11 protein-coding genes and 3 pseudogenes are annotated in these 12,727 nt (G+C 67.9%); 9 read left to right on the top strand and 5 right to left on the bottom strand.

What is annotated here, in order from left to right; all coding sequences use genetic code 11:
* Nucleotides 1-565 precede the first annotated feature (565 nt).
* Entirely contained in the window at nt 566-1,444 is an 879-nt protein-coding gene (locus Vgi01_RS29830; protein WP_373307072.1) for an IS5 family transposase, read from the top strand.
* Between the two features lie 116 nt (nt 1,445-1,560).
* Entirely contained in the window at nt 1,561-2,094 is a 534-nt protein-coding gene (locus Vgi01_RS29835) for an HdeD family acid-resistance protein (RefSeq protein ID WP_203224637.1), read from the top strand.
* A gap of 53 nt (nt 2,095-2,147) precedes the next feature.
* Here Vgi01_RS29835 and Vgi01_RS29840 read toward each other — a convergent pair whose 3' ends face one another.
* Nucleotides 2,148-2,354 (bottom strand): hypothetical protein, encoded by a 207-nt coding sequence (locus Vgi01_RS29840; protein WP_203224636.1) that lies wholly within the window; start codon nt 2,352-2,354, stop codon nt 2,148-2,150.
* A 352-nt stretch (nt 2,355-2,706) separates the two neighbouring features.
* On the opposite strand from Vgi01_RS29840, the gene Vgi01_RS29845 reads away from it, so the two are divergent.
* Together Vgi01_RS29845 and Vgi01_RS29850 are read left to right on the top strand one after the other, a co-directional pair.
* The gene (locus tag Vgi01_RS29845; protein WP_203224635.1) at nt 2,707-3,009 is read left to right on the top strand and encodes a Clp protease/crotonase-like domain-containing protein; all 303 of its coding nucleotides are present in this window, start codon (nt 2,707-2,709) and stop codon (nt 3,007-3,009) included.
* Nucleotides 3,010-3,104: 95 nt separating this feature from the next.
* Entirely contained in the window at nt 3,105-3,380 is a 276-nt protein-coding gene (locus tag Vgi01_RS29850; RefSeq protein WP_204293293.1) for a hypothetical protein, read from the top strand.
* 48 nt (nt 3,381-3,428) lie between these two features.
* Here the strand turns inward: Vgi01_RS29850 and Vgi01_RS29855 are convergent, their stop codons facing one another.
* Entirely contained in the window at nt 3,429-5,126 is a 1,698-nt protein-coding gene (locus Vgi01_RS29855; protein WP_373307071.1) for a right-handed parallel beta-helix repeat-containing protein, read from the bottom strand.
* 86 nt (nt 5,127-5,212) lie between these two features.
* Here Vgi01_RS29855 and Vgi01_RS31580 point away from each other — a divergent pair, with 86 nt between their 5' ends.
* Nucleotides 5,213-5,704 (top strand): LysR family transcriptional regulator, encoded by a 492-nt coding sequence (locus tag Vgi01_RS31580; RefSeq protein ID WP_204293295.1) that lies wholly within the window; start codon nt 5,213-5,215, stop codon nt 5,702-5,704.
* Nucleotides 5,705-5,723: 19 nt separating this feature from the next.
* Here Vgi01_RS31580 and Vgi01_RS29865 read toward each other — a convergent pair.
* Nucleotides 5,724-6,414 (bottom strand): annotated as a pseudogene (locus Vgi01_RS29865) (IS6 family transposase).
* A gap of 206 nt (nt 6,415-6,620) precedes the next feature.
* On the bottom strand, nt 6,621-6,863 hold the full coding sequence (locus tag Vgi01_RS29870; protein WP_203224633.1) for a hypothetical protein: 243 nt from the start codon (nt 6,861-6,863) through the stop codon (nt 6,621-6,623).
* A 341-nt stretch (nt 6,864-7,204) separates the two neighbouring features.
* Between Vgi01_RS29870 and Vgi01_RS29875 the strand changes: the two genes are divergently transcribed.
* From Vgi01_RS29875 to Vgi01_RS31590, 4 genes and pseudogenes are all read left to right on the top strand, one after another.
* Nucleotides 7,205-8,368: an ISAs1 family transposase gene (locus Vgi01_RS29875; RefSeq protein ID WP_204293296.1), complete on the top strand. Its 1,164-nt coding sequence runs from the start codon at nt 7,205-7,207 to the stop codon at nt 8,366-8,368.
* Between the two features lie 181 nt (nt 8,369-8,549).
* A pseudogene (locus Vgi01_RS29880) lies at nt 8,550-9,180 on the top strand (flavin reductase family protein); the annotation flags it as partial.
* A gap of 5 nt (nt 9,181-9,185) precedes the next feature.
* The gene (locus Vgi01_RS31585) at nt 9,186-9,458 is read left to right on the top strand and encodes a transposase (RefSeq protein ID WP_203224631.1); all 273 of its coding nucleotides are present in this window, start codon (nt 9,186-9,188) and stop codon (nt 9,456-9,458) included.
* Nucleotides 9,347-9,622: pseudogene (locus Vgi01_RS31590) on the top strand (transposase); the annotation flags it as partial. The gene Vgi01_RS31585 and the pseudogene Vgi01_RS31590, both read left to right, overlap by 112 nt.
* A 356-nt stretch (nt 9,623-9,978) precedes the next feature.
* Here Vgi01_RS31590 and Vgi01_RS29895 read toward each other — a convergent pair.
* A complete protein-coding gene (locus Vgi01_RS29895) occupies nt 9,979-12,036 on the bottom strand; it encodes an amylo-alpha-1,6-glucosidase (RefSeq protein ID WP_203224629.1) in 2,058 nt (685 codons plus the stop codon).
* Nucleotides 12,037-12,727: the final 691 nt, after the last annotated feature.

Here is a 12,727-nt window from a genome sequence, read left to right on the forward strand (position 1 = left end):
CCGCCTTGTCACCGCGAGGTGTCCACGAGGTCTCCGGTGGTCTCCGGTTTTTCTTGGTCGTTAAACCCTCTACCGGAGACCCCATCCGTTTTCGATCTCCGACGCGCGCCGAGACCGTCACGCCAGCTCAGGCGCCAACGCCGACTTCGATACAGGTTCCCGCCTGGGACTGGCCGGCGCCAGGCATCCGCCGTCGCCTGCCACAGCCTGACCGGCGCTGGAGCCTCTGGAACCTACCGCCTCAGGCACCCACTCATCGGCTCTGTTAGCCATGCCCGGCGGGTGCGACCCGACGGGTTCGACGGTGGCCAGCCGCCGCCAGCCACCCGACCCCTCCGGCGGCGCCCGCCCGGCGTTGACCGGCAGGATGGCACGGCGCTCATCGTCCGCGCGACCAAGAAACTGCTGGCCCGGATCGGCCCGGCCGACCTAAGGCGTGTTTCGTAACTCGGGTTGGCCGGTTGAAGTCACGGCGTGGCGGTGATCGATAACTGAAGAGGTCTCCGGTACTTGGTACAACGACCAAGAAGCACCATGCACCGGAGACCTCGTGGCCACCTTAGCGGTGACGAGGCGGCATGACCTGACTGACGCGCAGTGGGCTGTCCTGGCCCCGTTGCTGCCTGCCGCGTCGTCTACAGGCCGGCCGCCGAAGTGGGAGAAACGGCAGCTCATCGATGGGATCCGGTGGCGGATCCGGATCGGTGCGCCGTGGCGCGACGTGCCAGCGGAGTACGCGCCCTGGCCGACGATCTACGGACTGTTCCGTCGCTGGCAGCGCGATGGAACCTGGGACAGGATCTTGTCAGCGTTGCAGGTCCAGGGCGACGCCCGGGGACGGATCGACTGGACGGTCAGCGTGGACTCGATGACCAGTCGCGCTCACCAGCACGCCGCAGGTGCCCGCACCGACGGCCATCTGCAGAAGGAACCACCCGGTGGGGTTCATGACGAGCCGGCCGATCACGGGCTGGGCCGCTCCCGTGGAGGGCTGACGACCAAGACGCATCTGGCCTGTGAGCAGGGTCAGAAAGTCTTGTCCTTGATCGTCACCGCCGGGCATCGAGGGGACAGCCCGCAGTTCATCCCTGTCCTGCGCCGCATCCGCGTGAACCGTCTCGGTGTCGGCCGGGCAAGGACCCGGCCGGTGCTGGTGCTGGCCGACAAGGCCTACACCAGCCGCGCCAACCGCAGATACCTGCGCGCTCGGGGAATCCGGGCTTGCATCCCGAGCAAGAAGGACCAGGACGCCCACCGCAAAGCCAAAGGCTCCCGCGGCGGGCGCCCACCGGCGTTCGACCCGCAGCTCTACCGGCTACGCCACGCCGTCGAGAACGGCATCAACAGGCTCAAACGCCACCGCGGCGTCGCCACCCGCTACGACAAATTGGCCGTCCGGTTCCAAGCCGTCCTGACCATCACCATCATCACCGAGTGGCTCTGACCTCGTTATGAAACACGCCTTAGCGGCGCCAGTTACCGCCGGCGTCCGACCACGGTTCGACGTTGAGTGGGCAAGCCCGAGAGGGCAGGGGGGCTGGCCCATCGAGGAGTGACGCGATGCGAAACGGAGTCTGGGTACTGGCCCTGCGGGGAGTGGCCGCGATCGTGTTCGGCCTGCTGGCCCTGCTGTGGCCAGCCGTGACGGCGCTCGCCCTCGCGGTGCTGTTCGGCGCGTACGTGCTGGTCAGTGGAGCGGTGCACCTGGCGGCGGGGTTCAGACTCGGCCAACCTGGCACAGTTCGGGGACTGTTCCTGCTGACCGGTCTGCTCGGCGTGGCGATCGCCCTGGTGACGTTGCTGTGGCCCGCGATCACCGCGTTCGCGCTGGCCATCGTGATCGGCATCTGGGCGATCGTCAACGGCGTACTGGACATCTGGGCGTCGGTCCGCTGGCGTGCCGCGCGGCTGCTCGCGGTGGTCGGCGTCGTGTCGGTGCTGGCCGGGCTGCTCATCCTGTTCCGCCCCGACGTCGGAGCGGTAGTCATAGCGCAGGTGATCGGCGCCTACGCGATCGTGGCCGGCGTGGTGATGCTGGCGGCGGCATGGCAACGCAGGCGCTCTCCGATCAGCGCGGCACGCGCCGCTGGCTGACACGAACGCCACCGATGAGACCACGACTTGGAGGCAGCGTCGCACTTGGCCCCTCAGCGTTGGAGCGGCTCGCTGACCCCCTGATGCAACAGGGGACGGTAGAGCGCGGCGGCGAGCGTGACGAAAACCAGGGCGAAAAGCCCGAACCCGACCGCCAGGCCCACCGACGCCTCCGGGTCACCGTTGACGATCATCACGACCGCCATCGCCGCCAGCGAGACGGCGAGGCAGGTGTAGCCGGTGAGCAGCGCGTACATCATCCGCCCAGGGGGCGTGCCGGAGCAGACCGACGCCGGTGGCGACGGCGGCCGGAACGACGATGCCGAGGTCCATCAGCTTGACCAGCCAGAACGGGGTGGGGCTGGAGGCGTACTCGGTCAGCCGCGCCAGGAGATCAGCATCGGGCGCAGGTGCTGCCCGAGGACGGCCACCGCCAGCAGGCATCATCTGCGCCTGGCCCTTCGCGCAGCCGTAGGTACGGCAGAGCAGTCGGTCGGAGCACCGCGCTAGCTTTGGCCTGGTGGAGAAGGTGGTCGGGCTGACCTCCACCATGGGCGGCACCCAGCGGCTCGCCGCGCGGGCAGGCGTGGGGGCCGGGCGAAGGAGTTCGTGATGACCGGCGAGCGCTACTCGGCCGCCGCGCTCGAACGGTGGAACGTGGTGAACCCGGTGCTTCCCGACGACGGTTTTGACGCGGCCGCGGGCGTTCGCCGCCCAGCTCGCCGCCGGTCCGACCCGCGCCCACGCCGCGCCATGAAGCAGGTGCTCGCCCACTTCGAGCGGGGCGGCGTGCCCGAGGCGAACCGGCACATCACGCAGATCGCCGCCGAGCTGTACCGGACCGAGGACCTCCGTAGCGCAGTGCGCTCCTTCCTCACGGACGGACCGGGTAAGGCGACGTTCACCGGCCGCTGATGGCGCTCCCCGTCCCAGCGTGCCTACCCCGTCCGAGGTGGGTAGGCAGGGGCTTCGCGCAGGGAACCGAGACGTGTACCGGTCAGGAGGCCGTGATGACCGCCAACTGGGACGAGGAGGCTGATCCGCTCCGTCAGCCGCCGGAAGCCGACGCGCTGGAGCAGCAGCAGGACGAGACCGAGGTGGGCCTCCCGGACACGGTCGAGGACGCCGTACCGGAGGCGTCCGACGCGGATCTTGCGAAGCAGGGTGTGCTGGTTCCGGACGATCAGCGCGAGATGCCCAGATCGCTGCCCCCCGGCGCCAATCAGGCCGACGCCCTCGAACAGCACCAGGAGGTTCCGGTCCCGGAGGAGGACCGCCGGGACTGATCGCCAGGGTCAGGGTGTTCGCCAGGGCCCCCTACGGCGGCGTGAACATCAGGGGTGCCTGCCAGGGCATTCATGGAGGCCGAGGTTGTGGTACCAGCAACCGCCAGACGGCGCGCTCTCAAAGTGCGTGGCCGCGACGGCGTTGCCTTCCCACCGGTTGTCGTGGACCCACCCTGATTCGCAGGTTCCGGTGTCGGTGATCTGTAGGCCGTGGGTCTGGGTCTGGTTGAGCTGGCTGTCCCAGACCCGGTTGTTGTGGATGGTGGGGCGGTACGTGGCGGCCGCCAGGGTGATGCCGGCCCTGGTCGCCGGGGAGGCGGATATCTCGTACCGCGCTCCGGGCGGCGGCGTGCGGTCCGGCCAGGCGGTCAGGGCGCCGGGGCGGCGCGGCGCGAGCACGAGCTTCATCGCGCTGTTGCCCATCACGATGACCTTCTGCCCGTCGGCGGTGATCCATTTGCCCCGGTGTCCGTCTGGTGTCCAGTTCGCCGCGGTATCGGTCAGCGACCGTTCGGTGCAGGAGACGGTGTTGCCGCCGCCGGACGAGGCGGGTGCGACGCGTCGGCCGTTGTTGCGGATGAGGTTTCCGACAATGGACGGGTCGGACAATGAGGAGTCGGCGAGGATGCCCTCGAGGGCGTTGTCCCAGAACTGGTTGTCCTGGATGATCATGTCGGCGGCGGGTACCTGGGGGCCGCCGGCCAGGTTGTGCTGCCAGTAGCCGTAGCGGCCGTTGCGGCTGACGCGGTTGCCTTCGATGGTGTACGGGCCGGGGGTGTTGCCGATCGCGAAGCCGTCCCAGACGTTGTCTTCGATAACGCAGCCGGTCACGATACCGCCCCGCCCCGCAACCCCGGTCGTGCCCAGCGAGGAGACGTCGTAGCCGGCCTGATGGTTGCCGATCATGGTGCAGCCGGAGACGACGAGCCCGTCGGTGCCCCAGTCGGAGATGCCGAACCGGTTGCCTTCCGAGTGGCAGCCGATCACTCCGATCCCGCGCGGCGGTATCCAATCTCTGCCCTGCAGTTCAAAGAAGATGCCGTTGGTGCCGTTGCGGATGGTGGTGCAGGAGGCCACGGTGCATCGCTCGACCGGCCCCCAGCCGCCGACGCCGATCCCGATGCCGGCGCCGCCCATCCACTGGCCGTTCTCCAGCCGCCCGCAGTGCTCGATCAGCAGGTTGTCCACGAACGTGTCCTGCAGGAAGTCGCAGCCGAAACCGGTGGCCGGGATGTCGTGAATGTACAGGTCGTGGAAGCGGCCCCGCAGCACGTACTGGATGCCCAGGCCCTTGGCGAGCACGTCGTACTCGCGCAGGCGCACCCCGGAGCCGTCGATCTCGAAGTGGGCGAAGGTGCAGTCGGCGATGTGGTTGTCGCGGCTGGCGCCGTGCTTCTGCACCGTGAAGTAGGCCAGGGGCGTGGGAGAGGTGCGGTCCCCCGGATTGGCCAGGGCGAACCGGGTGGCGGCGGCGCCCGCCCCGATCAGTGAGACACCGCTTCGCCACACGGTGCCGCGATCCCTGATCGAGTACACCCCGGACGGGCAGTAAATGGTGCGGGGCTGGCTGTCGGCGGCGTAGGCGGCGCCGAGTTGATCGACCAGCCGCTGCAGCGCCGGTTGGTCGTTGGTGGCCCCGTCACCGGCCAGACCATGGACGCGGGCGTTGTTCACGTAGGGGTCCCCCGCGGTGGCCACGGCGGGCCTCGTCGCCCTTGTCGTCCCGGTGCGGCTGACTGGACCCATGCCTTCAGGCTGGCGCATCGGGCTCTCTTAGGTGGCCGGAACGCAGCATTCCCGTCCCGGAAGGGAAACTCTGATCGAGGGCCTGGTTGTGCCAGGGCTGCCACCTTGAGCCGACCCCGTGCGCGGTCCATGATCAGGAAAAGGTCACGCGCAGGGCCCTTGAGCAGGGAAGGGGGTCCGCCGAAGTTCAACAACGCACGCCTGCAGGTGATCCTGGAGATCGCTCGGACGGCACGATCGTCGCCGCCGCCGCCGCCGCCGAGCAGCTGCGGCTGAGCCCGTCCGCGGTCTCCCACCAGCTCGCCACCCTGGAGCAGGAGGCGGGGGTGGCGCTGGTGGACCGGGGGCCGCGCAGCCTACGGCTCACCGTCGCAGGCCAGCGGCTCGCGGACTACGCCCAACAGATCGCCGACCTGATGTCGGCCGCCCGGGACGAGCTTTTCAGCTCACGGCGAGGGTCGGCAGGGACTGCTGCGGATCGGGTTCTTCGCCGCCGCCGGCGGGAGCTGCTGCCGCGCGCGCTGTCCAGCTTCAGCCGGGGCGGCGCCGTTGCGTTATCGGATCGGCGGACGTGTTAAACCCGTGTCGGGTCCGCGGTCAGATCGCTTGGGCGAGCTCGGTGAACGCCGCAGCGACCCGCACAGTGGGCGGGGTGTCTATGGCGAGTTCGTAGTGTCCGCGGCGCAGGTTCTGCATGAACGCGTGTCCGGCGATGATCACCTGCGCGGTCTTGTCCGTTCGTGGCCCGCGCATCGGTCTCAAACGGTGTTTCAACCGGCTGTGATCGGCTTCGATTGGATTGTTCGCGTACCGTTCGACGTGGTGCCACGCGGACGGGATCAGCTTGTCGAGCACGCTGGGGTAGACCGGCGCGGCGTCGGTGACGACCTCGCCGGGTATCACCTTCAGCGTCGACAGCGCTCGTCGAAAGAATCGCCGGGCCGCGCCGGCGTCGCGGCAAGCCGAGACCAGCACGTGGATCACCTGCCCGTACTGGTCGACCGCCCGGTCCACGTACCGCCACACACCGTTTCACCTTGACGTACGTTTCATCAACGAACCACCCGTCGGCTGGTGAGTGCCGGCAGAAGCGCGCGGCGTCGGCCAACAGCGGCGTGAACCGCTGCACCCAGCGGTAGACGGTGACGTGATCGACCTCGACCCTGCGCTCGACAAGTAGTTCCTCAACGTCCCGATAGGACAGGTCGTAGCGCAGATACCAGCGGACCGCGACCACGATCACCTCCCGCGGAAACCCCAAGCCAGCGAAAGCCGACCTCGGAGGCAGCCACGGGTCAGGAGGTCGGGTCGACGGCCTTACTGCTCAGGTCTGCCTCGATCTTGCCGACGCTCAACGCAACAGACCCAGTGTGGACACGGCGGGAAGTCTCATCGCCATGACCTGGTTTGACCTGTTCCGCCATGCCGGGGGCGACGTCCAGGCGGTGACCGCCGTTGACCCTCGACTCACGTCCCAACGGGCACGCGGCCCGTTCATGAACCCTCACCCCGCAACCGGGCTCGTGCCTGCTTGACCAACTCGGCGTACTGCGGCGAGAACGGCTCGACCAGCTCCCGTTCCAGTAGGCAGGTGAGGTTCCACAGCGCCCGTTGCTCCGCCTGGTCCTCGACCAGGTCAGCGAAGTCGTTGGTCATCTCGTCGGTGCGATACAGCCACTCGAACAGAACCAGCGCCTCGTCGCGACTGAGCCGCAAGACCACCTCGTCCTCTGCCACGCCAAGCAGCGTACGGACACCTTCGGTTTGGAAGGACGAAGATCACGACCGACAAGGACCAGGTGGCCAGTCAGCGACGGAAGCACGTGACCGTTGGTGCCCCCTGGTGACCGTCCGGGGTACCGGCTACTGGCACGTGGATGGCACGGCGACCTACGCATTACGAGATCAGATTGCCCGCCCCGCCGACCAGAGTCGAAGCAAAGTTAGTTGATCTTCGTTTGGCCTGGTGGGGCAGGTGTTTCGCGGGTCGGTCCAGGGGCGGTTGAACGGACGCGGCCTTCCTGAGTAGACGATAACGGTTCTTCACGCCAGTCGTCGTCTGCAAAGAAAGGCCGCTCGTGTCAGTCTCCCATGCTGTCGTCGGTGTCGTCACGGATGAGGGTGGGGAGGTCGACACCGGGCAGATGGCGGCGCTCGCGGCCATGTTCGGGCAGGTCAACGATCCGCGTAAGGCACGGGGCGTGCGTCATCGGCTCGCGGCGGTGTTGACCGGGGTGACGCTGGCGCTGTTGTGCGGAGCGCGGAACTTCCGGCAGGCCGCCGACCGGATGGCCGAGTTGTCGCAGCCGTTGCTGGCCGCGGCGGGTGCCCGCCGGCATCCGGTGCTCGGGTTCCGGATCGCGCCGGGTCGGGACACGCTGCGCCGGCTGGTCGAGGCGGTCGACGCATCGGTGGTGGACCGCCTCGTCTGCGCCTGGCTGGCCGAACGGCTCGACGGCCCCGCCGGGGTCGGTCTGTCGCTGGACGGCAAGACCGTCCGGCACTCGGGCGGCGGCACCGGCATCGACGTGCAGTTGTTCTCCGCGATGCGGCATGACACCGCAGTGGTCATCGCCCAGATCCAGGTCCCGGCCGACACCACCGAGGTCACCCAGATCGAAGCCCTGCTCGACCCGATCGACATCACCGGCATGGTGATCACCGCGGATGCCGCGCATCCCAGCAGCGGCACCGCCGCCTACCTATGCGGACGCGGCGCGGACTACGTGTTCACCGTGAAAGGCAACAGGCCCGCGCTGCTGGCCGCGATCACCGACCGGTTACCGACGGCGACAGCGGCGACCAGCGCCCACACCGAACGCCGCAGCGGCCACCGGATCACCCGCACCATCTGGGTCACATTCGCCAGGGACATCGGCTTCCCCGGCGCGGCCATGGTCTTCCGGCTCCGCCGCGACGTGTACGCCCCGGACGGCCAGTGGGTCAGCAATCAGATCGTCCACGGCGTCACCAGCCTGACCAGCACAGCAGCCGAGATTGCCGCCCACGTACGCACCCACTGGTGGATCGAAAACAAGATCCACTGGGTGCGGGACGTCCTGTTCGGCGAGGACACCCATCACGCCTGGCTCGGCAACGTCGCCCACGCCATGGCCACCCTACGCGACCTCACGATCGCCCTGATCCGACTTGCCGGATACTCCAGGATCAAGCAGGTCATGGAACGCCACCACGCCGACAAGATGCTCATCCCCGCCCTGCTCAACGCATCCCGGCCATGATCAACCGACTTTGCTTTGGCTCTGCCCCGCCGACCTAGTCACCTGGTGGTCTAGCAGCGGAAATACCTTCCGCCATCTCTCACCGCTCCCCCACTGTCCGTGGGTCTCTTGCGGACTGAATGCGGACCATCTCGGGAACGGTTCGCCGCGCACCGAATCGTCCCGCCCGTACCATCCCGGCATGGTTCAGACGAGCGATTACTTGACCATCGAGCCCAAGATTCTCTACTTCGGTACGCCTGTAGCGCTGTTGAGCACCGAAAATGAGGATGGGACGAGCAACCTCGCGCCCATGTCGTCGGCCTGGCCGCTCGGCCTGGCCGCTCGGCCAGGTCGTGGTGCTCGGCCTCGGGTCGGAGGGGCAGACCGCCCGCAACCTGCGCGAGCGGCCGGACCTCGTGATCAACCTGCCGAGCGGGGAGCAGTGGCCGGCGGTGGAGCGCCTCGCTCCGCTCACTGGCCGCGACCCAGTTCCAGATCACAAGCGGGGCGCGTTCCGGTACGAGCCGGCGAAGTTCGCCGCCGCCGGGCTGTGTCCGGAGCCGGCCGAGTTGGTACGACCGCAGCGGGTCGCGGAGTGCCCGCTCCAACTGGAGGCGCGGGCCGTACGGATCAACCCCGACCTACACGGCGATTTCCTGATCGTCGAGGCGCACGTGCTCCGCGTGCACGCGGATCCCGCCATCGTCGTGCCCGGTACGGACAACGTCGCCCCCACCGCATGGCGCCCGCTGATCTACAACTTCCGGCACTACTTCGGCCTCTGCCCTGAACTTGGGCACACCTTCCGATCGGAGATGCCGCGATCTTCTACCTGGTGCGGGGCGGGATCGCGCGGCGGCAACTGCCGGTCGGGTTCCTGCCGCCGACCACCGTCTACGACCGGCTCCGCGCCTGGGCCAAGGCCGGCGTGTGGCAGGCCATCCATGACGCGCTACGTGACCTGGTGCGCGTCTACGAGGGCCGCGACCCGCGGTACACCGGCTGCTGGCCCGGCTCCGCGAACGCTTCACCACCATCGCCCTGGTCTGGGCCGATGCCGGATACTCCGGACGGATGCTCGTCTGGGCCCGCAACGTCCTGCACCTGACCGTCCAGATCGTCAAACGCAGCGAGCCAGGCTTCGTTGTCCCGCCCCGCCGGTGGGTGGTAGAGAGAACGTTCGCCTGGATCAGCAAGCATCGCCGCTGCGTACGCGACTATGAGACCAAGCCCGACCACCACGAGGCCATGATCTACATCGCCATGATCTGACAATGTCACGCCGACTCGCCCGCACCGGCGACTGGTAACCCAAGTTTCCGGACGCTCACTAAATGTGACCAAGGGTGGCGACCCCGCTGGTTGATCTTTCCTTGTGGTTCGTCCGGCATATGGGCATGGCGGCTACCCGGCGAGTGGCGGGTTCCTCGGGGAACGGGTCGTCGGGCGGAACGGGTGAGGCGGGCGGGGACGTGTAGCAGCCGGTGACGCGGTGTTGTGGAGGTGGGCGATGGCGGACGAGGTATCGGTCAATCTGCGGGGCAGCGCCGTCGTCGTCGCGCAGGATCTCCCAGCACAGTGTCCGGCCGCTGCCGTCCAATGGTGATCTCGACCGAATGGTGTGTTCTTCACTGAAGCTCCCGGGCGCCCGGTATCGGCTTCAACCGATCTAGGTCATGTGCAGCGGTGCCCGCGAGGGCCTCGACCCGGGCGCCGCGGAAGCGCACTCCATGCAGTGCCAGGCGGCGGAGATCCTCAGGTAGGTGTGGGCGCACGGCCAGAGTGTCGGGCTCCGGATCGATGCCGAGCATCATGCGGAGCAGCATCATCGGCGCACCGGCGGCCCATGCCTGCGGGGAGCAGGCGGTGGGGTAAAGCACGGGCACCAGGGTGCTTTCTCGTGGGTAGCCTGCGAGCGCCTCGGGCAGTCGATGGCGCAGATGATGGCCGGCCTGCAACAGCCCCATCGCGAGTTGGTTGGCCTCGTCGCGGTGTCCGTACCGGGCAAGCCCGGCTGCGGCGATCGCGGTGTCGTGCGGCCAGACGGTGCCGTTGTGGTATTCGAGGGGGTTGTAGGCTGGCTGCTCGTCAGCGAGCGTGCGCACGCCCCATCCGGTGAACATCCGGGGCCCGCAGAGCAGCGCGGCGAGCGCGTCAACGCGTTCGGGCGGCACGATCCCGCTCCACAGCAGGTGTCCGATGTTAGAGGTCAACGTGGTCACCGGCTTCTTGTCCCCGTCCAACGCGAGTGCGTAATAGCCGAGGTCGGGTAGCCAAAAGTCGGCGTTGAACCGGCGATAGAGTTCCTCGGCGTCGCGTTCCAGACGCTCGGCGAGGTCGGGGTCGTGCCAAATCTCCCGCGCGAGCCGCGCCGTGCGGCGGCGCGCGTCGTAGGCATAGCCCTGAATTTCGCAGGTGGCCCGGGGAAGCTTGGCGAGGCTGCCGTCGGGGTGGACCACCGAGTTCCAGGAGTCCTTCCAGCATTGGTTGACGAGACCGCTGCGCGGGTTGCGAGTCTGGTATTCGATGTAGCCGTCGTGGTCGAGATCGCCGTACGTCTCCAGCCACCGCAACGCCGCGCGGGCCGCAGGCTGGAGGTCATGGACGGTCTGCGTGTCACCGGTCCACCGTTCGTACTCGTCCAGGACGATCAGGAACAGCGGCGTCGTGTCAGCGGCGCCGAAGTACGGGGACTGCGGACGCTCGCCGAAATGGGCGAGCTCCCCGTTGCGCAGTTCGTGCAGGATCTTCCCCGGTTCGGCATCGCGGTGGTCGTCCTCATGGATCGCCTGCCGCTCGGCGAGTGCCCGCAAGGTCGTACGGGCCAGTTCGGGGTGGAACGGCAGCATCTGATAGCTGACTAGGAGGCTATCGCGGCCGAACACCGCCATGAACCAGGGCAGCCCGGCGGCGGGCAGAGAGGCTTTATCTCCGGCGAAGGGGTAGAACCTCAACGCGGCGAGGTCGAGAAGACTGCGGTGGTAGATGTGCAGCAAGTCGTCCCAATCCGTGTCCAAGATGGGTGACTCATCCAGCCATTCTCGAATGCTGCAAGGCATGTCCGGGCAGTGGGGGTGGCGCTCTAGCGCCACGTTCACCTCGACCCCAACCCGGATCTGGATGTCGGTGGCCCACTCTTGTCCAGGTGGTAGCTCGTGTCGGAAGGTGAGCGACTCCTCGGTAACGAAGGCGCCGGGGGCGTCGATGTGGGTTTCGCGGCAGAAGTCGGCGCGGCTGTAGCCCAAGGTGATCCCGCCGTCGCGCCGATGGCGGTACAGATGGCCGGTCTTTGACATCTGGTCCTTGACGTCGAAGATGTCGGCGAAGTCGGCGTCGAATATCATCGTGAGTTCGAACGCGACCGGCGTGTTGCCGAAGTTGTGGACCGTGATGCGCTCCTGCATGCCAGTCGCCACGGCACGGCGGCGGGTGACCGACAGCGACGGGTTCCGGTAGATCGTTCCGGTCGGCTCGATCAGAAAGAAAACAACTTCGTCGTACTCAAGGTTGTCCGCGCTCAGCGCCTCCATTTGGTGGCCGTTGAGGCGCAGTTGCCACCGCGATAAGTGCCGCATGTCGCGATAGAACAGCCCGTCCGGGACGTTGGCGGCCGGGTTGATGTCACCCTGCCGGTCGCTTACAACGAAGGCGTTTCCCTGCAGGATATTGATCTCGTCGAGCCGCACGCTTCCCCTCCGCTCTGGCCACACGAGCCGCCGCCGCTGGCCAACCCAGGGCTTGGTGGTGGTTACCCTTCTGGGTGTGGTTACACCACGGCTTCCGAATCGGAGTGTTAGGCGGATACGGGACAATTCACCCACCGCCAGCCTCGGCCCTTCCGAAGGGGCGGCAAGTGAGGGTGGCGAGGTGGTCGGCCACCACGGTCGCTTCGACCTGCGCGCACAGCACGCCGAGCTTGACCTGTGCATACGCGGGGCTTGACGCGGCGGTCGGCGCCGGGGCGCTATCGCTGGAGCATCACCGCCACATCGGTCGCGACCCGGCCCGGATCGTGGCCGGCCTGCCCGCGGCGCAGCGGAGCCAGCGCCTCCGCGTAGCCGGCGGACAGCGCAGTCACTTCGACCCTGGCGTGCTCCAGCGCGGTGCCTCCCGGTCACCGGCCACCCGGTCAACGACCGGGCGGCCAGGGAGACTCTCCGGGCCCGGTTCGGCCACGCCGTGCACCCGGATCTCCGTCGTCCCCACTCCGTACCACCAATCTTCTCGTCGCTGGACGGGCGCGGATACCCGCCGACCGGGCCGGTACGCCCCCACCGCGGCCCCTACCGCTGCGGAGAAAGCTGGGGCACGACGCGGACCAGCGCTGGTCCGCTCATGTAAAGGACTCCGGTGCTTGATCAGCCGGGTGGTCCTGAG

Source organism: Micromonospora gifhornensis, from assembly GCF_016863515.1.
In the GTDB taxonomy this organism is placed as follows: Bacteria; Actinomycetota; Actinomycetes; order Mycobacteriales; family Micromonosporaceae; genus Micromonospora; species Micromonospora gifhornensis.